The 24,357-nt window shown below is 72.6% G+C and carries 19 protein-coding genes; 16 read left to right on the top strand and 3 right to left on the bottom strand.

Annotated features, from left to right (window positions below; translation table 11 throughout):
- The first annotated feature begins 280 nt into the window (after positions 1-280).
- The 9 genes from H0524_RS11505 to H0524_RS11465 all read left to right on the top strand — a co-directional run bounded on the left by H0524_RS11505 (position 281) and on the right by H0524_RS11465 (position 10,859).
- Positions 281-730, top strand: coding sequence for an SAV_6107 family HEPN domain-containing protein (locus H0524_RS11505; RefSeq protein ID WP_180198640.1), 450 nt, complete (start codon positions 281-283; stop codon positions 728-730).
- A gap of 124 nt (positions 731-854) precedes the next feature.
- The gene (locus H0524_RS11500) at positions 855-1,637 is read left to right on the top strand and encodes a hypothetical protein (RefSeq protein WP_180198639.1); all 783 of its coding nucleotides are present in this window, start codon (positions 855-857) and stop codon (positions 1,635-1,637) included.
- Positions 1,634-3,220: a DNA polymerase Y family protein gene (locus H0524_RS11495; protein ID WP_180198638.1), complete on the top strand. Its 1,587-nt coding sequence runs from the start codon at positions 1,634-1,636 to the stop codon at positions 3,218-3,220. Before H0524_RS11500 ends, H0524_RS11495 begins: the two co-directional genes overlap by 4 nt.
- An 84-nt stretch (positions 3,221-3,304) precedes the next feature.
- Positions 3,305-6,679, top strand: a complete 3,375-nt coding sequence (locus H0524_RS11490; protein WP_180198637.1) for an error-prone DNA polymerase — start codon at positions 3,305-3,307, stop codon at positions 6,677-6,679.
- Positions 6,680-6,777: 98 nt separating this feature from the next.
- Positions 6,778-6,957, top strand: coding sequence for a hypothetical protein (locus tag H0524_RS11485; RefSeq protein ID WP_180198636.1), 180 nt, complete (start codon positions 6,778-6,780; stop codon positions 6,955-6,957).
- Positions 6,958-7,020: 63 nt separating this feature from the next.
- The gene (locus H0524_RS11480) at positions 7,021-7,791 is read left to right on the top strand and encodes a methyltransferase domain-containing protein (protein WP_180198635.1); all 771 of its coding nucleotides are present in this window, start codon (positions 7,021-7,023) and stop codon (positions 7,789-7,791) included.
- Entirely contained in the window at positions 7,788-9,026 is a 1,239-nt protein-coding gene (locus tag H0524_RS11475; protein ID WP_180198634.1) for an alkaline phosphatase family protein, read from the top strand. Before H0524_RS11480 ends, H0524_RS11475 begins: the two co-directional genes overlap by 4 nt.
- A gap of 60 nt (positions 9,027-9,086) precedes the next feature.
- A complete protein-coding gene (locus H0524_RS11470) occupies positions 9,087-10,346 on the top strand; it encodes a DNA polymerase IV (protein WP_180198633.1) in 1,260 nt (419 codons plus the stop codon).
- Positions 10,347-10,460: 114 nt separating this feature from the next.
- Positions 10,461-10,859, top strand: a complete 399-nt coding sequence (locus H0524_RS11465) for a DUF3040 domain-containing protein (RefSeq protein ID WP_018726775.1) — start codon at positions 10,461-10,463, stop codon at positions 10,857-10,859.
- A 50-nt stretch (positions 10,860-10,909) separates the two neighbouring features.
- Here the strand turns inward: H0524_RS11465 and H0524_RS11460 are convergent, their stop codons facing one another.
- Genes H0524_RS11460 through H0524_RS11450 form a run of 3 tightly spaced genes read right to left on the bottom strand, consistent with a single transcriptional unit; the run spans position 10,910 to position 15,733 of the window.
- Positions 10,910-13,366 (bottom strand): DUF3488 and transglutaminase-like domain-containing protein, encoded by a 2,457-nt coding sequence (locus tag H0524_RS11460; protein WP_180198632.1) that lies wholly within the window; start codon positions 13,364-13,366, stop codon positions 10,910-10,912.
- A gap of 16 nt (positions 13,367-13,382) precedes the next feature.
- Positions 13,383-14,678: a DUF58 domain-containing protein gene (locus tag H0524_RS11455; protein WP_180198769.1), complete on the bottom strand. Its 1,296-nt coding sequence runs from the start codon at positions 14,676-14,678 to the stop codon at positions 13,383-13,385.
- Positions 14,679-14,680: 2 nt separating this feature from the next.
- Positions 14,681-15,733, bottom strand: coding sequence for a MoxR family ATPase (locus H0524_RS11450; RefSeq protein WP_180198631.1), 1,053 nt, complete (start codon positions 15,731-15,733; stop codon positions 14,681-14,683).
- A 327-nt stretch (positions 15,734-16,060) separates the two neighbouring features.
- Here H0524_RS11450 and mbhE point away from each other — a divergent pair, with 327 nt between their 5' ends.
- From mbhE to leuS, 7 genes are all read left to right on the top strand, one after another.
- Complete coding sequence (gene mbhE, locus H0524_RS11445) at positions 16,061-18,811, top strand: hydrogen gas-evolving membrane-bound hydrogenase subunit E (RefSeq protein ID WP_180198630.1); 2,751 nt, start codon at positions 16,061-16,063, stop codon at positions 18,809-18,811.
- Positions 18,808-19,131, top strand: a complete 324-nt coding sequence (locus tag H0524_RS11440) for a sodium:proton antiporter (protein WP_180198629.1) — start codon at positions 18,808-18,810, stop codon at positions 19,129-19,131. Before mbhE ends, H0524_RS11440 begins: the two co-directional genes overlap by 4 nt.
- Entirely contained in the window at positions 19,110-20,594 is a 1,485-nt protein-coding gene (locus H0524_RS11435) for a monovalent cation/H+ antiporter subunit D family protein (RefSeq protein WP_180198628.1), read from the top strand. Before H0524_RS11440 ends, H0524_RS11435 begins: the two co-directional genes overlap by 22 nt.
- A gap of 55 nt (positions 20,595-20,649) precedes the next feature.
- Positions 20,650-21,060 carry a Na+/H+ antiporter subunit E gene (locus H0524_RS11430; RefSeq protein ID WP_375372000.1) on the top strand — a complete coding sequence of 137 codons (411 nt, stop codon included), beginning with the start codon at positions 20,650-20,652 and terminating at the stop codon, positions 21,058-21,060.
- A 3-nt stretch (positions 21,061-21,063) separates the two neighbouring features.
- Positions 21,064-21,321, top strand: a complete 258-nt coding sequence (locus H0524_RS11425) for a monovalent cation/H+ antiporter complex subunit F (RefSeq protein ID WP_018216379.1) — start codon at positions 21,064-21,066, stop codon at positions 21,319-21,321.
- Entirely contained in the window at positions 21,318-21,776 is a 459-nt protein-coding gene (gene mnhG, locus H0524_RS11420) for a monovalent cation/H(+) antiporter subunit G (protein WP_255435897.1), read from the top strand. Before H0524_RS11425 ends, mnhG begins: the two co-directional genes overlap by 4 nt.
- A 267-nt stretch (positions 21,777-22,043) precedes the next feature.
- A partial coding sequence (gene leuS, locus H0524_RS11415) for a leucine--tRNA ligase (protein WP_180198627.1) occupies positions 22,044-24,357 on the top strand: 2,314 nt, incomplete at its 3' end.

The raw sequence follows: 24,357 nt of genomic DNA, 5'->3' as shown, positions 1-24,357 counted from the left end.
GTTTCGCGGCGCCGCTCCGGGCGGGTGCGGCGCCGCGGGTCGCGCCCAGGCCGTGGGCGGTCGCGAGCCCCGGCCCATCAGGCGGGAGCGTCGCCCGCCGCCCTCGACCCCCGGGCGGCGGGCGACGAACCTGCTGGTCATGCCGGCCGGGTGTGGTGTGGGGAAGCGTCCATGCCCGGCCGGCCCCGCCGGTGCGTCTTCCTCCGCACCACTCGACCCGGCGGTCCGCCGGCGGATCAGGTCCGTCGGGTGGCGCCTCGGCCCCTGGAGGAGACAGCGCATGCCGATCAACCCAGCTCCCGCGCCGACGGTGCCGGCTCACGTGCTGCCGCAGCGCACCCCTGTCCAGCTCCTCGCGGTGGCCCGTTGTGGGCTCGTCGAAGCTGCCCGTACCGGCCCCGACGGTCTCCGCTACGCGGCGGCCCACCTGGCGGCTCTGCGGGCCGCCGCGGCGCTGCTCGCCGTCCATGCTCGCCCCGTGCCGGCTCGGCGTAGCCGGGTTACCAGTGTCTGGGTCCTGCTCTCCGGTGTCGCCCCCGAGCTCGACGAGTGGGCCCGGTTCTTTGCCCTGGCGGCCAGTAAGCGCGCCGCTGCCGAGGCCGGCATCCCGCGGGTCGTCACCGCCCGGGAGGCCGACGACCTACTGCGTGCCGCCGAGGAGTTCGTGCTGGTGGTGGCGGCCGCGCTGGGTGTGGTGCAAGCGTCGTCCCCGGCGGGTCGGGCGGCCTGAGCCGCGGCGACGCCGAGGGTGCTGGTAGCAGCAGAGAAGTTTCTCCAATAAGTCCGTTTTGTGAGTTCTTGAGCTATTTGTAATGCGCTGGATCAGTACAACAGCACGACAGGGGGTAGGTCCGATGGCGGGCCGCATGGTGGTCGGTTCCGCCGCGTTGGCGGGTCTGGTGCGTCCGGCGAGTGCGCCGGACCCGATCGGGGGGCAGCGGGTGCTGCCGGTCGCCCCCGAGCTGACCGGCCTGCTGCCCAACCGGGGGCTACGCCGCGGCAGCACGATTTCGGTCGCCGCCGGCCAGCCCCGGCACAGCGGCGCCACCTCCCTGGCCCTGGCGCTGCTCGCCGAGGCGTCCCGGGCCGGCTCGTGGTGCGCCGTGGTCGGGGTGCCGACCCTCGGGGCGGTCGCCGCCGCCGAGCTCGGGATCGCCCTGGACCGGCTCGCCCTCGTGCCGCATCCAGGACCCGAGTGGGCCACCGTCGTCGCCACGCTGATCGATGGGGTGGACGTGGTGGTCGCCGCCGTCCCGGCCGCAGTGTCCGCATCGGTCGCCAGTCGACTGGCGGCGCGGGCCCGGCAGCGGGGCAGCGTCCTCGTCCCGTACGGACGGTGGGACGGTGCCGACCTGACCCTTCGGGTGACCCGGGGAGTCTGGCAGGGAGTCGGTGTCGGCCGGGGCCGGCTGCGGCGGCGGGAGGTCACCGTGGCGGCGCGGGGGCGGGGCGCCGCCACCCGTCCCCGGGAGGTGACGATCTGGCTGCCCGGTACTGGTTCGACCCAGGTGATTCCGGATTCGACCGGTGGCACCCGGGCGGCTTCGCCCACTGGGCGTTCCGGTGCCGGGCGACTCCGGGCGGTGCCACCGGCCACCGACCCGCCCGGGCCGCTCACCCTGGCCGGTTCGGCATGACCGGGCTCCGCACGATGGTGCTCTGGTGCCCGGACTGGCCGGTGGTCGCCGCTGAGCTGGTGGAGGGGGTGCCCAGCACCGACCCGGTCGCGGTACTGCACGCCAACCGGGTGGTCGTCTGCTCCGAGCCGGCCCGGGCCGAGGGAGTGCGTCGAGGACTACGGCGGCGGGAGGCGCAGAGTCGCTGCCCCCGACTCACCGTCGTCGCCCACGATCCCGCCCGGGACGCCCGAGCGTTCGAGCCGGTGGTGGCCGCAGTCGAGGAGCTGGTGGCCGGGGTGGCGGTGGTCCGCCCCGGGATGTGCGCGGTACCGGCCCGGGGCCCGGCCCGCCACCTCGGCGGTGAGGAGGTGGCGGCGGAGCGAATCATCGAACACGTCGCCCAGGCCTGTGCGGTGGAGAGCCAGGTCGGCATCGCCGACGGGGAGTTCGCCGCCGGGCTGGCCGCCCGCGGTGGCCGGGTGGTTCCCCCGGGCGGGACGCCCCGGTTCCTCGCCGACCAGCCGGTCGAGGCGCTCGGTCGACCGGCCCTGGCCGACCTGCTGCGTCGGCTCGGTATCTGCGCCCTCGGCGACTTCGCCGCGCTGCCCCCCGGCGACGTGCTGGCCCGATTCGGCGCCGACGGTGCGCTGGCCCACCGGCTGGCCATGGGCCGGGATCACCGCCCGCTCGCGGTTCGGCAGCCCCCGGTGGACCTGACGGTCACCGCGGACCAGGACGAACCGCTCGACCGGGTTGACGCGGCGGCCTTCGTCGCCCGCGCACTGGCCGAGCGGCTGCACGACCGCCTCGCCGCGTACGGACTGGCCTGCACCCGCCTCGGTATTGAGGCGGTGACCGCGCACGGTCAGGAACTGCACCGAACCTGGCGGCACGACGGTCTGCTCACCGCCGCCGCCATCGCCGACCGGACGCGGTGGCAGCTCGACGGGTGGCTCTCCGGTGGCCGGTCGGGTGCCGAACCGGTGCGGCCCACCGCCGGCATCGTCCGGCTACGGCTGGTGCCCGACGGGGTGGTCGCGCTGGGGGCCCTCCAGCCCGGCCTGTGGGGGGAGGCGGGGGAGGAGCGGGACCGGGCGCACCGGGCGTTGAGCCGGATCCAGGGTCTCCTGGGCCCCGAGGCGGTGGTCACCGCGGTACTCGGCGGTGGACGCTCCCCGGCCGACCAGGTGCGCCTGGTGCCGTGGGGCGATGAACGCCGGTCGGCCCGCCCCGGGTCCCCCACGTCGGGGTGGTTGCCGGGCCGGCCGGGGGAGCCGCCGTGGCCGGGCCGGCTGCCACCGCCGGCACCAGCGGTGGTGCTCCCCGAGCCGCTGGCCGCTACCGTGCGGGACGCCGTCGAGGAGCCCGTCGTGATCAGCGCACGTCTGGCGGTGAGTGCGGCACCGGTGTGGCTCACCATCGGGGCCGGCCCGCCGGTGGCGATCACCGGATGGGCTGGTCCATGGCCGGTTGACGAGCGGTGGTGGGAACCGGCGGCGGCCCGGCGGCGGGCCCGGTTCCAGGTTTGCCTCGCCGATGGTGCCGCCCTGCTGCTCGCGGTCGAGGGGGGCCGGTGGCTGGTGGAGGCGAGCTATGACTGATCCCTGTGGCGCCGGCGGCCCGCCGATGAGTCCCTGTGGCGCCGGCGGCCCGCTGATGAGTCCCAGTGGCGCCGACGGGCACCGATGAGCTTCCACAACCCGGATCTGCCGTGGTCGGAGCTGGAGCGGGTGCTCAGCGGCGAACCCACTCGGGGGCAACGTCGTACCCGCGACCGCGAGCGGCATCTGCACGTGGTGGACCCGCTGGCGGTGGAGGCCGACGGCGGCGATGCTCCCGCGCGGGCCGGTAGGCGTCCGTACCATCCGCCGCCCGCGACAGCCCGTCCAGGCGATGTGGTGCCGTACGCCGAGCTGCACACGCACACCAACTTCAGCTTCCTCGACGGTGCCAGCCACCCGGAGGAGTTGGCCGAGGAGGCTGCCCGACTGGGGCTCACCGCGCTCGCGGTGACCGACCACGACGGTTTCTACGGCGTGGTGCGCTTCGCCGAGGCGGCCCGTGCCCTGCACCTGCCGACGGTCTTCGGCGCGGAGCTCTCCCTCGACCTGCCGGGCGTGCCCAGTGGCGAGCCGGACCCGCCCGGGCGGCACCTGTTGCTGCTCGCCCACGGCCACGAGGGGTACGCCCGGTTGGCCGCCACCATCTCCCGGGCCCAGCTACGCGGTGGCGAGAAGGGCCGTCCGGTCTACGGGGAGTTGGCGGAGGTCGCGGCCGAGTTACGGGACCACGTGCTGGTGCTCACCGGCTGCCGCAAGGGCCACGTACCGGCCGCGCTGCTCACCGAGGGAGTTGACGCGGCGGCCCGGGAACTAGACCGGCTGACCACGCTGTTCGGCGCGGAGATGGTCGCGGTGGAGCTGACCGACCACGGCCACCCGGTCGACACCGACCGCAACGACGCCCTCGCCGAGCTGGCGGAGGCCGCCGGGCTACCGACGGTGGCCACCAACAACGTGCACTACGCCACTCCGGGGCGGCGTCGGCTGGCCACCACCCTCGCCGCGGTCCGCGCCCGCCGTAGCCTGGGCGAGATCGACGGCTGGCTGCCTGCGGCCGGCACCGCTCACCTGCGCAGTGGCGCCGAGATGGCGGCCCGGTTCGCCGCCTATCCGGGGGCGGTGGCCCGAGCCGCCGATTTCGGCGCGGAACTCGCCTTCGACCTACAGCTCGTCGCCCCGGCGCTACCGGCGTATCCGGTGGGTTCCGGGCACACCGAGATGAGCTGGCTGCGTCATCTCACGGCGCGGGGGGCACGCGAGCGCTACGGCCCGCCGGAGGCGCACCCCGAGGCGTACGCGCAGCTTGAACACGAGCTGAACATGATCGAGGAGCTGGGCTTTCCCGGCTACTTCCTGGTGGTCTACGACATCGTCACGTTCTGCCGTGAGCAGGACATCTACTGTCAGGGCCGCGGGTCGGCGGCGAACTCGGCGGTCTGCTACGCGTTACGGATCACCAACGTTGACGCGGTCCGCCACCGGCTGCTCTTCGAGCGCTTTCTCGCTCCGGAGCGGGATGGGCCACCGGACATCGACGTGGACATCGAGTCCTCCCGTCGAGAGGAGGTGATCCAACACGTCTACGCCCGGTACGGGCGGGAGCACACCGCTCAGGTGGCCAATGTCATCTCGTACCGGCCCCGGTCGGCGGTGCGGGACGTGGCGAAGGCGTTCGGGTTCTCCCCCGGCCAGCAGGATGCCTGGAGTAAACAGATAGATCGGTGGGGTTCGGTCGCCGCGGCCGATGTCGAGGGCATTCCCGAGCCGGTGGTGGCGTACGCCGACGCGGTGCAGACCTTTCCCCGGCATCTGGGCATCCACTCCGGCGGCATGGTGATCTGCGACCGGCCGGTGATCGAGGTGTGCCCGGTGGAGTGGGGGCGGATGCCGGGCCGGAGCGTGCTCCAGTGGGACAAGGACGACTGCGCCGCCGTCGGTTTGGTCAAGTTCGACCTGCTCGGCCTCGGCATGCTCGCCGCGTTGCACCACGGTTACGACCTGATCGGGGCACGGCTCGAACTGGGCGACATGTCCCTGGACGACGCCGAGGTCTACGACATGCTCTGTCGGGCCGACTCGGTCGGGGTGTTCCAGGTGGAGAGCCGGGCCCAGATGGCCACCCTGCCCCGGCTCAAGCCCCGCTGCTTCTACGACCTGGTGGTGGAGGTGGCGCTGATCCGGCCGGGCCCGATCCAGGGCGGCTCGGTGCATCCGTACATCCGGCGTAAGAACGGCCAGGAGCCGGTCACCTTCCCGCATCCGCTGATGCGTAACGCGCTGGAGAAGACCTTGGGCGTGCCGCTGTTCCAGGAGCAGCTCATGCAGCTTGCCATCGACCTGGCCGGCTTCGACGCGGCCGAGGCGGACCAGCTGCGCCGGGCGATGGGGGCCAAGCGGTCGGCGGAGCGGATGGCCCGGATCGCCGATCGGCTCTACGCCGGGATGGCCGAGCGGGGCATCACCGGTGAGCTGGCCGACGATGTCTTCCGGAAGCTCACCGCGTTCGCCAGCTACGGCTTCCCGGAGAGCCATGCGATGAGCTTCGCCTACCTGGTCTACGCCAGTTCCTGGCTCAAGCGGTACCACCCGGCACCGTTCCTGGCCGCGCTGCTCAACGCCCAACCGATGGGGTTCTACTCGCCGCAGACCCTGGTGGATGACGCGCGTCGGCACGGGGTGGAGGTCCGTCGGCCGGATGTCAATGCCAGCGGTGCCGGGGCGGTCCTGGAGTCCACCCCGAACACCCGGTGGGGAAGCCAGCCGGGGGAGCCGCCGCACGAGTGGGGGCTGGGTGGTCCGGCGGTCCGGCTCGGGCTGGGCAGCGTGCGTACGCTCGGTGTGGAGGTGGCCGAGCGGATCGAGACCGAGCGGGCAACGCACGGGCCGTATCAGGATATGTCGGACCTGGCCCGGCGGGCGGGTCTGACCGCCACGCAGCTGGAGGCGCTCGCCACCGCGGATGCCTTCGCGTGTTTCGGCGTCACCAGACGACAGGCGCTCTGGAGCGCCGGGGCGGCGGCCCAGGAGCATCCCGACCGCCTGCCCGGTACGGTGCCCGGCACGGTCGCGCCGATGTTGCCCGGGATGGCGGCGGTCGATCGTCTCGTCGCGGATGTCTGGGCGACCGGGCTGTCGCCGGAGAGCCATCCGGCCCGGTTCGTCCGGGACCAGCTCGATGCTTTGGGGGCGGTGCCGATCGCCCGGCTTGCGCTGGTGGAGCCGGGGCGGCGGATTCGGGTTGGCGGGATCGTCACCCACCGGCAGCGTCCGGCGACCGCGGGTGGGGTCACCTTCCTCAACCTGGAGGACGAGACGGGGATGCTCAATGTCACCTGTTCCCCCGGGCTGTGGCAGCGCTATCGGCAGGTGGCGAAGAACAGCGGAGGGCTGGTGGTCCGGGGTCTCCTCCGCCGGCACGAGGGGGTGATCAATCTCACCGCTGATCGACTGGACCCGATTGAGCTCCAGGTTCGGCCGCCCGCCCGTGACTTTAGATGATCGTTGAGTGATTCAGGTTACGGTTTTTCGCTCTGGGTGGCGGGAGACTCCATGCCCGCGCTGGCAACGTGGCCCGCGCGGTACGAGGGGACGAACCGATGACGGGGAATCGCGCCTACCACGGTGGGGTGGCCAACACGAGCCGGACCCGGCTCGGCACCGGGTGGGTGCCCACCCATCACGCCGAGGCCCGGGAGTACGAGATCACCGAGGGGCCGGTGGCGAACTCGGTGCGTTCGCGGCACGAGGAGGAGGCCGTCACCGGCGGCGAGTCCTGACCCGTCCCGAGTCCTGACCCGTCCCGAGTCCTGACCGGCCAGCCGTTCCGGAAGGGACTGGACGTGGTGACTAGGCTGGTCGAGGTGGAGCAGACCCGAGGGCGGCTCGCTGGCCCGCCGCTGACCCCGCGTACCGCTGTCATCTGGTCGGTGCTGCGCGCCGAGCTTGACCGCCGTGCCGGCACTGACCTGACCGTACTCGACGTGGGTGGGGGCACCGGCGGCTTCGCGGTCCCGCTGGCCCTGGCGGGGCACCGGGTGACCGTCGTGGACGCCAACCCCGACGCGCTCGCCGCGCTGACCCGCCGCGCTGCTGAGGCCGGGGTCGCCGACCGGGTGCATGCGGTGCAGGGCGACGGTGACGCGCTCGCAGGGCTCGTGGCGCCGGCCAGCGTGGATCTGGTGCTCTGTCATGCCGTTCTGGAAGTGGTTGACGACCCGGCGGCGGTGGTCGCGGCACTGGCCGGTGCGCTGCGCCCCGGCGGGGCCGCGAGCGCGCTGGTCGCCGGGCGGGCCGCCGCTGTGCTCGGCCGGGCCATGACCGGCCAGCTGGATGTCGCCGCGCTCCTTGCCGCCGACCCCTCCGGAGCCGCCGGTCCCCGGGACACGCTGCGGCGGCGCTTCGCCGCCGATGAGGCGGCCGCGCTGCTCACGGCCGCTGGTCTGGCGGTCGAGGAGATCCACGGCGTACGCGTCCTCACCGATCTGCTGCCCGCCGCGGTCGCCGATGGCCAGCCCGCCGCCCTGCTGGAGCTGGAGTTGGCGCTCGCCGCCCAACCGCCCTGGCGGGACCTCGCCGCCCAGTTGCACCTGTTTGCCCGTCGGCAGGCATGACCGGCCCGCCGGAGCACACCCGCCTGCCGGGCATCCCGCTGCCGGGGGCCGGTTCCGGTTCGCCCGCCGGGGCTGACTCCGGGGCGAGCGATCCGTACGGGATCCTCGCCCCCCGGTACGGCGTGGCGAGCCTCGCGGACATCCTGCCCGCCGCGCTCGCGGCGCTGGGAGTGCCCGGCGCGACCGACGTGCTCGGCCTGACCACCGTGCTGGACGGGGTGCGCCGGATCGCCGTGCTGTTGGTGGATGGGCTCGGCTGGCAGCAGATCCCCACCGCCACGCCGTACGCACCGGTTCTGGCTGGGCTGGCCGCAACCGCTGGCCGGCCGCTCACCTCCGGCTTTCCGTCGACCACTCCGACCAGCCTGGTGACCCTCGGTACGGGCACTGCCCCCGGTGCGCACGGCGTGCTCGGGTTCACCCTGCGGGTCCCCGGCACCGACCGGGTGCTCAACCACATCGACTGGGCCGGCGACCCGGAGCCGTTGCACTGGCAACCCGTACCCACCCAGCTGGAACGGGCCCGGGCCGCCGGGGTCCGGGTGACGGTGGTGAGCCGGCCCGAGTTCGGCGGGAGCGGCCTCACCCTGGCGGCCAATCGGGGTGGCGACTACCGGGGTGCGGCGGACGTTGACGAACTGGGTCGGGAGATGTTGGCCGCGCTGGCGGCTGGGTCCGGGCCCACCCTGGTCTCTGGCTATCACCCCGACCTCGATCGGCACGGCCATCTCAGCGGGGTCGATTCGGCGCCGTGGCGCGCCGCCGCGGCCGATGTCGACCGGCTGCTGGCTCGTCTCGTGGAAGGGCTGCCGCCGGACGCGGCATTGCTGGTTACCGCCGACCACGGTCAGCTCAACATTCCCCTCGAGCACCGGTTCGACCTGGACGCCGACCCGCGCCTGCGGGCCGGCGTGACGGTGGTGGCCGGCGAGCCCCGAGTTCGCTACCTGCACGTGCGGCCCGGCGCCCGGGACGACGTGGTGGCCAGCTGGTCGGCCGTGCTCGGTGCCGCCGCCCGGGTCACCACCCGGGCGGAGCTGGTGGCGGCCGGCTGGTTCGGCCCGGTGCCCGAGGAGCACCTGGGCCGAATCGGTGACGTGGTGGTGCTCTGCAACAGCGACTACGCCGTGCTGGCCACCCGGTCCGAGCCGCCGATCGCGAGCCGGCTGGTGGCCTACCACGGTTCGGACACCGCGGCGGAGATGACGATCCCACTGCTGGTGGTCCGGGGCTGAGCTGCGGTTCCGCTACCGCGCCGCTGGCCAGGGCGGGGAAAACCGAACTACCCTGCGGGTATGGGCCGCAGCCAGTCGTTGCCGCGCGGCGGCGACCCGCGTTTCGGGCCGGACGCCGACGATTCCGGATGCCGTGTCCTGCACGTCGACATGGACGCGTTCTTCGTCGCTGTCGAGGTGTGCCGCCGGCCGGAGCTGCGTAGCCAGCCGGTCGTGGTCGGCGGGCTTGGGCCGCGGGGGGTGGTGAGCTCGGCGAGCTACCCGGCCCGACGGTACGGCGTCCGCAGCGCGATGCCGACCGCGCGGGCCCGGGCGCTCTGCCCGCATGCGGTCTTCCTGCCGCCCGACTTCACCGCCTACACGACCGCCTCGCGCCGGGTCATGCAGATCTTCCGGGAGGTCACCCCGCTGGTCGAGCCCCTCTCCCTGGACGAGGCGTTCCTCGACGTGGCCGGCGCCCAGCGGCTGTTCGGCCCGCCGTCGGCGATCGCCCGGCTGATTCGCGAGCGGGTGGCGACCGAGGTGGGGATCACCTGCTCGGTCGGGGTGGCGTCGAGCAAGTTCGTCGCGAAGCTGGGCTCGACGCGGGCCAAGCCGGACGGGCTGCTGGTGGTTCCGACCGCGCGGGTGCTCGAGTTTCTGCACCCGCTGCCGGTGGAGGCACTCTGGGGGGTTGGGGAGCGGTCGGCCGAGACGCTGCGTCGGCTCGGCCTGGTCACCGTCGGTGAGCTGGCGCAGGCGCCGGACGGGATGCTCCGTCGGGCGCTCGGTACCGCCGCGGCCCGGCACCTGCACGAGCTGGCGTGGGGGCGGGACCCGCGGCGGGTCACCCCGGAGCGGGGGGAGAAGTCGGTCGGTGCGGAGGTGACGTTCGACGTTGACGTGACCGATCGGCGGGAGATCCGTCGGGCGCTGCTCGGCCTCGCCGAGAAGGTCGGTGCCCGGCTGCGCCGCGGTGGCCAGGTGGGGCGGACGGTGACGTTGAAGGTGCGGCTGGCCGATTTTCGTACGGTAAGCCGCTCCCGCAGCCTCTCTGTTCCGACCGATGTCGGTCGGGAGATGTTCGACACTGTCTGGGCGCTGTACACCCTCCTTGACCCCGGGGAACCGATCCGGCTGGTCGGCGTCCGGGCCGAGCAGATCGTGCCCGTCCGGGACGCACCCCGGCAACTCGCCCTTGGTGAGCCGGCGCGGGGGTGGCGGGAGGCCGAACGTGCCGTTGACGCCGCCGCTGCCCGTTTCGGGCGTTCCGTCATCGGCCCAGCCAGTCTGTTGCGCCCCCGTGACCAGCAGCTGAGGGAAAATCAGCACCGGCCATAGGTCGTCCCGCTTTCCGACGCGCGAGGGCCCTCGTAGACTTGTGGGTAAGCAGCTGGTTGGCTGCCACGGTCTGTCGGCCGCCCGGGCCGACCAACGTGACCGGGGAGGAGTGCCGTGCCGCTCTCGGAGCACGAGCAGCGGCTGTTCGATCAGATCGAGCGGTCGCTTGCCGAGGACCCCAAGTTCGCCTCGGCCGTGCGCGCCAGCGACCCGCGTTTCCACGCGCGGCGTCGTCTGCTCATCGCTGCCGGCGTGGTCGTCGTCGGCCTGTCCCTGCTGGTTTACGGCGCGGTGATCAAGACGCCGCCGCTGGCGGTGGCGGGTTTCGTCGTCATGTTGGCCGCGTTGGGCTTCGGGGCGCAGTCGCACCGGCGGTCGCAGTCCCCCGACCTACATGTCGTGGGCGGGACGACGACAACGCGCCGCCGGCCCCGTGGGCGGTCGGGGCGTCGACCGTCAATCCTGGACCGGATGGAGGACCGGTGGCGGCAGCGCCCGGAGGGGCGCCGTTGAGCCCTTGACCGTCCCGCCCCAACCGGTGGTCCCCGGTTGGGGCGGGTGTGTCAACGGGGGCGGCGGTTGACGAGCAGCCGGCGCGGGCTCCAGCGTAGGGTCACGGCCCGGAACCGACCGTAGGAAGACGTCAGGCGGGTGAGGGCGGCAGCGGCGGCCTCCCGCCAACGCAGCAGCACCGACGAGGGCAGGGCTGCCGCCAGCAGGCGCGTGCGGCGGTCGGATCCTGCCACGAGCGCGGCCCGGACCCGACGCAGAGCTGGCAGTAGCGGCTCCCCGGGTTGCGGATCGCGGGCGTAGCGGGCGAGCTCCTCGGCCCGGCCCAGCAGCCGTACCGCCGACCTGGCCTCGCTGTCCGCACGGAAGGTGTCGCGGGCGAGCCGGCTGGCGGTGGCGCGCGGCGTCTCCGCCCCGTTGATCCGTTGCCGGAAGTCCACCAACGTGTCCAGCAACTCGTCCCAGGCCGCGTGCGCGTCGGCCCGTGCCCGGTCCGCGTCGGCCAGCACCACCATCCGGTGGTCGCCCGAAGGTATCCCGCCCGCGGCCACCCCGGCCGGCGCGGCCGACGGCGTTCGTCTGCCACTGCGCCGTCGGCGTAGGGCGGACCGCTGTAACGCCGGTGCGGTGAGCAGCACGAGCAGGGCCACTGCCCCGACAGCCCACCAGAGCCAGGAGGATCCGGGCCGGGTGGGGGTGCTGGTGCCGTTCGGCAGCCCCGACAACTCCTCCCCCAGCCCTTCCTGCAGCTGGTTCTGACTCGTCCCGGAACCGGAGCCCGCCGGCCCCGCTGACGCGCTCGGCCCCGGGGCGACCTCCTCCTCCACCTCCAGATCGGGGGCCCAGTCGGAGCGGACGGCCCCCGGCACGCCGTATGCGGGAGTAGCGTCAAACGGAACCCAGCCGAACCCGTCGAAGTAGACCTCGGTCCAGGCATGCAGGTTGCGGTTGGTCAACACGTAGGTGTCCCCGTCGGAGTTGGCGCCGGTGGTGAACCCGAAGGCAACCCGTGCCGGAATGTCGGCGGCCCGGACCAACCACGCCATCGCGGCAGCGTACTGCTGACAGAACCCGACCTTGTTGGTGAGGAAGTCGACGATCTCCTCACCGCTGGTGCCTCCCTCGGTGCTGAGGGCGTAGCTGAACCCGTTCTCCGTGGCGAAGTGGTCATAGATGGCCCGCACCTTGTCGTACTCGGTGCGTTGGCCCTGGGTCAGCTCGTCCACCAACGCCTCCACCTCGGGCACCGCCGGGGTGACCGTCTGTCGGCGGAGGCTATGCTCGGCCGGGAGCGGGCCGGCCTGCCGCAGGGCCGCCGGCGAGTAGGTCGACCGCACGTACTCGAACTCGTAGCGCTTGCCCGACGAACGCTCCCGGTTGGAGAAGAGGACCTGCTGGCTCGGGTCGAAGGACCAGCTGCCGTCCAGCTTGAACTGCACCGGCTCGGGGTACACCGGCAGCAGCGGCATGTCGAAACCCTCCATCACCTCGACCGTCGCCTGGTAGCGGGCGCGGGTGATTTCCGCCCGGTCGGGCACGGTCGGGCGGAAATCCCGGTTGACCGGTACCCCACTCGGAGACCGGGCCTGGAAGCCACCGCTTCGCAACTGGTCGGCAGTGCCGAACCGTAGATAGGGCGGGGACGGCTCATTGGTGGTCACCTTCACCATGTCGGTGATCTCGCCCTGGTTGAGCTGGCCTTGGAGAGCCGAGAAAAGGTCGACCTGGCCGGTTGTGCCCCGGCCCGATCCGCCCGTGCCGTCCCCGGCGCCGGAGCCGAGCGTGCTGAGTAGGCCGCTGGTCATCCCCGGCACCGCCAGCGGCAGCAGGACCGCGACCGCGACCCCCACCGCCGCGAGTCGGCGACCGGCGGCGGCAAGCGGGGATGCCTCCCACACGTCCACCCCCCGGCCGTCGCCGGTGAATCGCCGGCCGAACCGGCGGACCCGGTCGACGTTGTCGGCGGCCAACAGCCACAGGTAACCGGCCGCGCCGACGGCGAACGGCACCGGAGGGACGCTGTTCACGTAGACGGCCACCGGGACCGAGTAGATGGCCAGCATCGGCAGACCGGCGAGTGCGGGCCGGCGCAGCCCGACCGCCAACACGTCAACCAGCACGGCGACCCCGCCGATGCCGAGTACGGTGACGAACAGCATCGGGTCGGTGTCGGGCACCTTTACCCGATAGCTGCGCATGTCTACCAGCGACGCCTCCGCCAGCGCCCCGAAGTGCCCGATGGTGGCCGGGGTCGGCACCACGCCCAGCAACTCGGTGCCCGCGGGGAACAGCCAGGTCAGGGCGAGTAACAGGCCACCGAGCATGGCCAGCACCTGCCCCCACAGCGGGGCCCGACCCAACCGGGCCAGGGCGGCCACCGCGGCCACCGCGGCGACGGTGATGGTCGACTGGACCAGCCAGGTCCAGCGGTCGAAGATGGCCGACAACGGCGCCGCGGCGAGCAGGGTCGCGGCCGCGGCGACCAGGCCCAGGTTCCGGTGGGAGATCATGTGCGCGGCCTCCGGTTCATCGTCTGCTTGCCACGGTCTCGGCCGACGCGGCCCGGACAGCGAAGCCCTGTGCGCCCCGGCCGGCCTGCGGCCACAGGGCCGGTAGCCGGGAGCCATGGTCCACGCCGATCACTCGCCAGCCACTTCGGACCAGCGCAAGCGCGGCGGTGGCGTGCGCGTCGTCGGCCTCGGCCCGGGCACTGGCCGGCAGGGTCAGCCAGGTGGAGCTGTTCTGCAGAAACGCCACGCAGGTGGCGCCGTTGCCGCGTAACGCGGCCAGTAGCTCGGCCTCAACGGTGCTGAGCGTCCCGAACAGGCCGATGATCAGACCACCGCCGACGTGTTGCCGAATCTCCCGGATCAGCGTGGCGATCTCGATCCGCTGGTCGAGACGGGCGTCGGCGAGGTTGTCCAGGAGGAGCCCGTGCCCGCTCGCCTCCGTCGCGTCGATGTCCGTACCGGAGCCGGTGAGCAGCCGTAGCCGGTAGCCGCTCTGCCGCAGGTGCATGGCGATGCTCGCGGCGGCGGAGACCGCCCACTCGAAGCTGGCCGTCGGCCCGTCACCACAGTGCCCGTACGCCCGGGTGTCCAGCAGCACGGTGGCGCGGCTTTCCCAGGGTTGCTCCTCGCGGCGGACCATCAGCTCACCCGTGCGTGCGGTGGACTTCCAGTGCACCCGTCGTAGGTCGTCGCCCAACCGGTACTCCCGGGTCGCCGCATCGTCCTCGCCGTGTACCGCGACCGACCGGGCCCGGCTGTCGCCGCTGCCCGCGTACTCGCTGGGAAGTCGGACGGTGGGCAGGGGCGTGGCCTGCGGGACGACCGTCAGCTGGTCGGTGCTGGGGAAGGCGCGGGTCACCTCGCACAGACCGAATGGGTCGGTCATCCGGACCACCAGTGGGCCGATCCGGTATCGGCCGCGTACGTCGGCCTGCACCGTGTACGCCACCGAGCTGGCCTGCTGCGCGCCGAGCCGGTCCAACACGACCCGGGGCCGGCTGCCCAGCGCGTACGGCAGTCGGTCCTCCAGCAGGAGCGTACCGGTGGGCAGGCGGGACAGGTTCTGGAGGCGCAGCACCACCCGGGAGCTGGTGCTGACCGGTACCCGCTCTGGTTCCAGCGACCGATTGCAGGCCAACTTGTACCGGCTACGGCCAACGTAGAGTGCGGCCAGCAGTGGCAGGACTGCGAGCAGCGCCGCCACCCGGAGCAGATCCCGTTCGCCGAGGATGGCGGCCGAGATCCCCGCCGCGACCGCCGCGGCGAGGAACGACCGGCCCCGCGTGGTCAGCCCGTGCAGCCCGTCGCGCACCCTCACGCCCTCCGCGGCTCGTACGACACCCGGCTGCTGTCGGTGGCGGGCCGGGTGTCGTACGACGAACGCCGGCGTTCCTGCGGCAGCGGCAGCCGGTGCACCAGATCGGAGACGATCGTGTCGGTGGTGCGTCGGGCCAGCTGGGCGTCGGCGGTCGGAATGATTCGGTGTGCCAGCACCGGTACGGCCAGCACCTGCAGATCGTCGGGGAGGACGTAGTCGCGCCCCTCGAGCGCGGCGACCGCGCGGGCGGTGCGCAGCAACTGGAGGGTCGCTCGGGGCGACGCGCCGAGGCGGAGGTCGGGAGCCTCGCGGGTTGCGGTGACCAGCTCCACCGCGTAGCGCTTGAGGGCGTCGGCGACGTGCACCTGCCGGACGTGGGTGATGAGTCGGCGCACGGTGCTGGCGTCGGAGACCGGCCGCAGCGACTCCAGTGGGTCGGTGGCGCCATGCGCGTCGAGCATCGCCAACTCGGCCCCGACGTCCGGGTATCCCATCGCGATCCGGGCGGTGAAGCGGTCGCGCTGGGCTTCCGGCAGCGGGTAGGTGCCCTCCATCTCGATCGGGTTCTGGGTAGCGACCACCATGAACGGCGTCTGCAGCGGGTAGGTTATGCCGTCTACGGTGACCTGCCGCTCCTCCATGCACTCCAACAGCGCGGACTGGGTCTTCGGCGAGGCCCGGTTGATCTCGTCGCCGACCACCAGGTTGGCGAAGACCGCGCCGGGACGGAACTCGAAGTCGTGCGTCTCCTGGTTGTAGACGCTGACTCCGGTGACGTCGCTGGGTAGCAGGTCGGGGGTGAACTGGATCCGGCGTACCGAGCAGTCGATCGAGCGCGCCAGTGCCTTGGCCAGCTTGGTCTTGCCGACCCCGGGGACGTCCTCGATGAGCAGGTGGCCCTCGGCGAGCAGAACGGCGAGGGCGAGTTGCACGGTGGCGGTCTTACCCTCAATGACCTGTTCGATGTTCGCCACGATCGCGTCACCGACGGCGCAGAACTCATCGTGTGGCAGCAGACCGCCCACCTCGTCCCAGGTCTGTTGGGTCACGAACGTCCTCCTCGTCGCCTCGACGGCAGCTCCGTCCGGAGCGGCTGGCCCCGCCGTTGGGTTGGCGCGGTCCCGCGTAAGCCTCGTCTGCCGCAGAAATCTCACTGGCCTCTCAGGCTAGCGAGGTTTGACACCACAGCCGACCGGCACCGGTGTTCCATCGCAAACGTCCGGATTATTCGTCCGTCGGGGGGAGGTGTCGACGGGGCACCGGACGGGTAGTAGTCCGCAGCCCCGACCCGGTCGGTGGAGTAGGGAGAAGGAGATGGCAGCCGCGGCGGTGCCGGGGGTTCGTGGGCGACACCGGTCCGGCTGCTGCGGGCCGGCATGATTCTCGCTGTCGTCCTCGGCGGGCAGTTCCTCCTCGCTGCCGTAGCGCCGGTGCTGACCTGGTGGTTGGGGCGGAACGCCGGCTACCTGCTCGCCGTCGGCTATCTGGCCGGGGCGGGTCTGCTCTTCTCCCAGCGTCCACTCCTGCTCGCCGACCAGGCCGTCATCTTCTCCTGGCCGTGGCTACCGTCGCTCGGGGTCTACGCGGAGCTGCGGATGGACGCACTCAGTCTCATCTTCGCCCTGCTGGTGTTGGGGGTGGGCGCGTTCGTCATGGCGTACTGCCCGCGCTACCTGAGCCCGGACAGCCGGCACACCCGGGTGTACGTGACGATGACCCTGTTCGCCGCGGCGATGCTGGGTCTGGTGCTCGCCGACGACCTGCTGCTGCTGTTCGTCTTCTGGGAGCTGGCCAGCATCCTGTCGTTCGTTCTCATCGGGCAGGACGGTCGCCCGCAGGCCCGTGGGCCGGCGATCCAGGCCCTCGTCGTCACCACCACCGGTGGGGTGGCGCTGCTGGTGGCGGTGGTGGTGCTGACCGCGAGCCTCGGCACCAGCGACCTCCATCTGATCCTGGCCGATCCGGGCCGGCTGGCGACCGGACCCGCCTGGGCCGCGGGCGCCCTGGTGATCTTCGCGGCGATCACGAAGTCGGCGCAGGTGCCGTTCCATTTCTGGCTGCCCGGTGCCATGGTCGCCCTCACCCCGGTCAGCGCCTATCTGCACGCCGCCACGCTGGTGAAGGCGGGCATCTACCTGCTGATGCGCTTCTCGGCGCTGTTCGGCGGACAGTGGCCGTGGGACCTGACGTTGATCGGCCTCGGGCTGCTCACCGCGATCGTCGGCGCGGTGTTGGCGCTCCGCCAACACGATCTCAAGGCCCTGCTCGCGTACTCCACGGTGAGCCAGCTCGGCCTGCTGGTCAGCGTCATCGGCGTCGGCACGCCCGCCTCGGACGCGGCGGCGATCCTCTACACGATCGCGCACGCCCTGTTCAAGGCGACGCTGTTCATGCTGGTGGGGATCATCGACCGGCAGGCGGGCAGCCGGGACATCCGGGCCCTGTCCGGGTTGCGGCGGGCGATGCCGATCACCGTGACGCTTACCGTGTTGGCGGCCATGTCGCTGGCCGGTCTGCCGCCGACGATCGGCTTCGTCGGCAAAGAGGCGATCTTCGAGGCGCTCATCACGGTGGACGAGGTGCCCTGGCTCGGGTGGATCGCCGCCGGCCTGGCGGTACTCGCCGCGACGCTCACCTTCGCGTACGCCGCGCGGCTGGTCCATGGTGTCCTCTCCGGCCCGACCCGGCAGCGTGAGCTGCACGAACCAGCCTGGTCGTTCCTGGCGCCGGCAGCGGTCGCGGCCCTCCTCGCCACCGCTCTCGGCCCGGCCGTCGCCCTCCTCAGCCCGATGGTGGAGCGGGCCGCCAGCGATGCCCGGCCCCAGGGGCCGGCGCCGTACCTGGCCTTCTGGCACGGCTTTACCCCGGCGCTCGGGCTCTCCGCGCTCACCGTCCTGCTCGGGACGCTGCTGTTCTGGTACCGGCGCCGGACCGATCCGGTGCTCGCGGCGATACCGACCACCCCACCGTTCACCGGCTACCTCGAGCGGTGGCGGCGTGCCCTGGTGCGCTTCGGGGCGATCGTGGCCCGACCCGCCCGGGTCACGGCTCCGGCCCCCTACCTGGCCCGGCCGCTGCTGGCCCTGGTGGCGCTGGCGGCCGTCGCCGGGCTGCTCCTCGGCCCGCTGCCCACCGGGCATCCGGACGCCACCCGACCGGGGGACTGGCTCGTGCTCGGGCTGCTGTTGGTCGCCCTCGCCGGCCTGCTGACCACCCGGTCGGCGCTCGCGGCGGTCGCGCTGACCGGCGCGGTCGGCCTGATCCTTTCAGCCTGGTTCCTCACCACCGGCGCCCCGGACGTGGCGCTCACCCTGATGCTGGTCGAAGTGCTCACCACGGTGGTGGTCATGCTCGCCCTGCGGGGCCGGCCCGGCCGGTTGGTCGCGCCGGGCCGACGGGTGGGGTTAGTCGCCGGCGCCGGGTTGGCGGTGCTCGCCGGGGTGGCGGCGGCGGTGGCGACCGCGGCGTTGACCGGCCGCCGGGACCTGTCGCCCGCCGGCGACTGGTACCTGCGGGAATCGTCCTCGGCGACCGGGGGGCAGAATCTGGTCAACACCATCCTCGTCGACATCCGGGCCCTGGACACCCTCGGTGAGGCGGTCGTACTCGCGGTGGTCGCGGTGGGGCTGATCGGCCTCGCCCGGCCGGCCGAGGCCGTACGGAATCCTCCCGACGCGGTACGGCATGCCGTCGATCCGGTGCTCGAGCTGGCGTACCGCGTGCTGGCTCCGGTCATGCTCGTCGCGTCCGCGGTGTTGTTCCTCCGCGGCCACCAGGAGCTCGGGGGCGGGTTCATCGCCGCTCTGCTCGCCGGTACCGCGGTCGGACTCGGTCACCTGGCGCACCCGGCGGGAGCGCCGCTGCTGGGCCGGCTCCGGGGAGCGCCGCTGCTCACCGTCGGTCTGCTACTGGCGCTCGTCGCGGGCTTGGTGCCGCTGGCCGGGGGCCTTGCCTTCCTGGCCCCGGTCAAGTTCCCCCTGCCCGGCGTCGGTTCGGTGTCGTCGGCTCTCCTGTTCGACCTGGGGGTGTACCTGATGGTTCTGGCCCTGGTCGTGGCGGCGGTCCGTCGACTGGACAGCGCGCCCGCCGGCCCGGCGCCCGGGCCGGTTCGGGAGTGGGTCCGATGAGCGGGCCGCTGATCGTTGGGGTGCTGGTGGCGGCCGGCGTCTTCCTCCTGCTCCGCCCCGGGCAGCTGCGGCTGGTGCTCGGCTTCGTGCTGCTCGGGCACGCGGTGAACGTGCTCCTGCTGGCCGCTGGTGGGCTGCACCGGCGGGAGCCGCCGGTTGACGGTGGTGGCCCGGAGAACGCCGACCCGCTGCCCCAGGCATTCATCCTGACCGCCATCGTGATCACCTTCGGTATCACCGTCTACCTGCTGCGGCTGCTGCGCCGCGCCGCCCGGCGGGGGAGTCGGCCACCGGAGACGTGGGACGGGGGGTCGCGGTGAGCATCCTGTTGATTGTTCCGGTGGCGGGTCCGCTCCTCGCCGCCGCCGTGCTGCTCGCTCTTCCGGACCGGCTGCTGCTGCGCCGGGTGGTGGCGCTGCTCGCCACGGCGGCCGTCATCGCGGTGGGTGTCGGCCTGCTGGTGGCGACCTCCGGCGGCGAGGTTCCGGTGCTCCGGGTCGGGGATTGGCCTCCGGTTGTCACGATCACCTTGGCCGCTGATCCCCTGAGCGCGTTGCTGGTCACGGTCTCGGCGATGGTGGTGCTGGCCTGCCTGGTGGCCGCCGCCGGGACCGCAGATGACCGCCAGCGGGCCTTCCTGCCGCTGACGATGGTGCTGTCGGCCGGGGCGTACGGCGCGTACCTCACCACCGATCTGTTCAACCTGTTCGTGCTGGTCGAGGTCATGCTCGTTCCGTCCTACGTGCTGCTGGCGCTCTCCGGCGGACCGGGGCGTGCCGGTGCGGGCCGGGTGTACATCGCCACCAGCCTGCTCGGCTCCACGATCCTGCTGGCCGGTGTCGGACTGCTCTACGGGGTCACCGGTACGGTCGGGCTCGCGGACCTCGCCGGTATCGCCCGGGAGGTACCCGCCGCCGCGGCCGCCGGCGGTGTCGTGCTGCTGGCGTTCGCGCTCAAGGGCGCGCTCGTGCCGCTGCACGACTGGCTGCCCCGCGCCTACCCGGTCGCGTCACCGGTGGTCGTCGCGCTCTTCTCCGGTCTGCTCACCAAGGTGGGGCTGTACGCGATCATCCGGATCTACGCCGTGTTGTACGGCGGCGACCCGGCGTACCACCCGTTGCTGGTGGCGGTGGCGCTGGCGTCCATGGTGATCGGGGTGCTCGGCGCGATCGGCGTCGGTTCGATGCGGAAGGTGCTGGCCTTTCACATGGTGAGCCAGATCGGCTACGTGCTGCTCGGGTTGGCCCTGTTCACCGCCGCGAGTCTCGCCGCCGCCATCTTCTACCTGGCCCAGTACGTGCTGGTGAAGGCGGCACTGTTCCTGTGCGCGGCGGTGGTGGTGGCCACCCGCGGTACCGACCGGTTGAGTCGGCTGGGTGGGCTGGCCTCGTCCAGCCCGCTGCTCGCGTTGGCCTTCGGCGTCGCCGCGCTCTCCCTGGCTGGTCTGCCCCCGTTCGGCGGGTTTCTCGCCAAGTTTCTGGTGCTGCGGGCCGCCAACGAGGTCGGTGACTGGCTCGTGCTGACGGTGGCGGTGTTGGTCAGCCTGGTGACGCTGCTGTCGATGCTGAAGATCTGGGGTGTCGCGTTCTGGGGTGAGGTGCCGCGAGCGGCCCGGGAGCGAACGGCCCGCCCCGGTCTGGCGCTGCTGGGACCGCCGTTGGCGCTCGGCGGGTGCGCGCTGCTGCTCGGGCCGTTGGGCGGGCCGCTGCTGCAGGTGGCCGACGACGCCGCGGCGGGGCTGCTGGAGCCGGCCGGGTATGTGCGGGCGGTGAGCGGCCGATGAGCGGCGTGGTGCGGCGGGCGGTGAGCGGCGTGGTGCGGCGGGCGGTGAGCGGGCGGTGAGCGGCGGGGTGGGCCGGGCAGTGGGCGACGTGGTGCGGCGGGCCGCGGTCCGGGTGGCGCGGATGGTGGGGTTCCTGGCCTGGTTCACGGGTCGGCTGGTGCAGGCGAACCTGATGGTGGCCCGGGAGATCGTCACTCCGGGCCTGGCGCTGCAGCCCGCGGTGGTTCGGGTTCCGCTGCGCGCCCGGACCGACTCCGAGGTGGCCCTGCTCACGCTCTTCGTCACCCTGACCCCGGGCACCCTCGCGCTGGCGGTGCGGCGGGACCCGCGGGTGATGTGGGTGCACGGCATGTACGCCGACGACGCGCTGGCGTTTCGCCGCGCCGTGGCGGAGCTGGAGGGACGGCTGTTGGCTGCCGTCCGACCGGTCGGCGGCGGCCGGACCGGTGGTGAGGGAGGTGGGTGACGGATGCTCCTGCTCGACGTGGTGCTGGTGGTGCTCGCCCTGTCGATGACCGTGGTGCTCGGCCGGTTGATCGTTGGCCCCACGGACGCCGACCGTGCGGCCGCGCTCGACCACGGCTTCTTCGTGTTCCTGGCGGCGGTGGCGGTGTTGGCGGTGCGGTTGGACGCGCCCGGACTGCTGGACCTGGTCCTCACCGGCACCCTGGTCAGCTTCTTGGCCACGGTCGCGTTGGCCCGTCTGGTGCATCGGCGGCGGCCATGATTCGCATGCTGGTCGCCTCCGCGCTGCTGGTCATCGGCGCCGGCCTGATCGTGATCAGCTCCATCGGGCTGATCCGACTGCCCGACGTCTACAACCGGATGAACGCCGTCGCGAAGTCCGGCAGCCTGGGCCTGATCTGCGTCCTGCTGGCGGTGGTGGTGTTGCTGCCCGACCCCCGGACGGTGCTGGTGGGCCTGGTCGCCATCGGGCTGCAGCTCGTCTCGGCGCCGGTCGGCGGGTACGCCCTGGCCCGAGCCGCCTACCGGGCGGGTAGTCCGCTGGCTGACAGCACGCGCTACGACGAACTCGGCGGGCGGGTCCAGCGGCACGCCGGCGGCCGGGCCCGGGATGACCGGTCCGGGCCGAACGGGGCCGGGCACGCCGGCGGCCGGGCCCGGGATGATCGGTCCGGGCCGAACGGGGCCGGGCACGCCGGCGGCCGGGGCCCGGGATGACCGGTCTGGGCCGGACGGGCCCGGGGAGGACCAGCTCGGGTGGCCGCGGGCGCGCTCCCGGGTGTCGGCGGGGTACACTCCGGGGCATGGCCGGAGTCTTCGTGCTTCTTACCGGGCCGTGCTGATGCGCTGAACGCGCGACAGCACGGCGGCCCCTCCTGTGTGAGGGGCTTTTTTGTGCCCGTCGCCGGCCCGGTCCCGCCGGCAGGTGGCGAGCATCAACCGGCACGCACGAGACCATCCGCGCCGACTGAAGCGAGGAGAGCCATGACTGAGGCAGCCGCACCGGCCAGCGAGATTCCCCCCTTCCGCTACACGGCGGCCCTGGCCGACGAGATCGAGCGCCGTTGGCAGGACACCTGGGAACGCGAGGGCACCTTCCACGCTCCCAACCCGACCGGCCCGCTGGCCGACCCCGAGCATCCGCGGGCGGGAGCGGAGAAGCTGTACGTACTGGACATGTTCCCGTACCCGTCGGGTGCCGGGCTGCATGTCGGCCACCCGCTGGGCTACATCGGCACCGACTGCTTCGCCCGCTACCAGCGGATGGCTGGGCGCAACGTGCTGCACGCGATGGGCTTCGACGCCTTCGGGCTCCCCGCCGAGCAGTACGCGGTGCAGACCGGCACCCATCCGCGTACCACCACCGAGGCGAACATCGACCGGTACAAGGCGCAGCTGCGTCGGCTGGGGCTGGCGCACGACGAGCGCCGCTCGGTGGCCACCATCGAGGCCGACTTCTACCGCTGGACCCAGTGGGTCTTCCTGCAGATCTACAACGCCTGGTATGACAGCGAGGCGAAGCGGGCCCGCCCGATCGCCGAGCTGATCGCCGAGTTCTCCGGCGGTGTCCGGCGTACCCCCGACGGACGACCGTGGGGTGAGCTGACCGACGCCGAGCGGCGGGCCGTCGTTGACCAACACCGGCTGGCGTACGTCTCGCAGGCACCGGTCAACTGGTGCCCGGGGCTGGGCACCGTGCTGGCCAACGAGGAGGTCACCGCCGACGGCCGCTCCGAGCGGGGGAACTTCCCGGTCTTCAAGCGGAACCTGAAGCAGTGGATGATGCGGATCACCGCGTACGGTGACCGGCTCCTGGACGACCTGGAGCAGCTGGACTGGCCCGAGCCGATCAAGCTGATGCAGCGGAACTGGATCGGCCGCTCCATCGGCGCGCACATCGAGTTCCCCACCTCGGCCTCGGATCCGGACCCGGGGGGCGAGCAGCGGATCAGCGTCTTCACCACCCGGCCGGACACGATCTTCGGCGCCACCTACCTGGTGCTGGCGCCCGAGCACGACCTGGTGGACGCACTGGTACCGACGGCCTGGCCGGCGGGGGTTCCGCAGGCATGGACCGGCGGGCAGGCCAGCCCACGGGCGGCGGTGGCGGGCTACCGCAAGGTGGCCGCGGCAAAGACCGACCTGGAGCGGCAGGCCGAGACGAAGGAGAAGACCGGCGTCTTCACCGGGGCGTACGCCACCAACCCGGTCACCGGGGCCCAGATTCCGATCTTCATCGCCGACTACGTGCTGGCCGGCTACGGCACCGGCGCGATCATGGCGGTGCCCGGTCAGGACGAGCGGGACTGGGCCTTCGCCGAGGTGTTCGATCTGCCCATCGTCCGTACCGTCCAGCCGGCCGAGGGTTTTGCCGGTAAGGCGTACACCGGTGAGGGCCCGGCCATCAACAGCGCCGTGCCCGAACGCGGCCTGGACCTGAACGGCCTGGCCGTCGCCGAGGCCAAGGCCCGGACCATCGCCTGGCTGGAGGCGGAGGGTCACGGCTCGGGCGCGGTGACCTACCGGCTGCGGGACTGGCTGTTCAGCCGGCAGCGGTACTGGGGTGAGCCGTTCCCGATCGTGTACGACGAGACCGGCGCCGCCATCGCCCTGCCGGAGGAGCTGCTGCCGGTCGAGCTACCCGAGGTGGATGACTTCTCGCCCCGCACCTTCGATCCGTCGGACGCGGAGTCGAACCCGGAGACGCCGCTGTCGCGACGCCGGGACTGGGTCGAGGTGGAGCTGGACCTGGGCGATGGTCCGAAGCGCTACACCCGGGAGACCAACGTGATGCCGCAGTGGGCCGGCTCCTGCTGGTACGAGCTGCGCTACCTGGATCCGACCAACACCGACCGCTTCGTCGACCCGGAGACCGAGCGGTACTGGATGGGTCCGCGCGGCGAGGGCGACTGCGGGGGCACCGACCTGTACGTCGGTGGCGCCGAGCATGCCGTACTGCACCTGCTCTACGCCCGGTTCTGGCACAAGGTGCTGTACGACCTGGGGCACGTGTCGAGCTTCGAGCCGTTCCGCAAGCTGTTCAACCAGGGCTACATCCAGGCGTACGCGTACACCGACGCGCGCGGGGCGTACGTGCCGGCGGAGGAGGTGGTCGAGCGCTCCGGTGCCTACTACCTGGGCGACGACCAGGTCAACCGCGAGTACGGCAAGATGGGCAAGTCCCTGCGGAACGTGGTGACACCGGACGAGATGTGTGCCGCGTACGGGGCGGACACGTTCCGGGTGTACGAGATGTCGATGGGCCCGCTGGAGGTCTCCCGTCCCTGGGAGACGCGGG

The sequence above is a fragment of the Salinispora sp. H7-4 genome, assembly GCF_013416675.1.
Lineage (GTDB): Bacteria > Actinomycetota > Actinomycetes > Mycobacteriales > Micromonosporaceae > Micromonospora > Micromonospora vitiensis.
The sequence above is the reverse complement of the archived record's forward strand: the minus strand, read 5'-3'. Positions and strand labels throughout refer to the sequence as shown.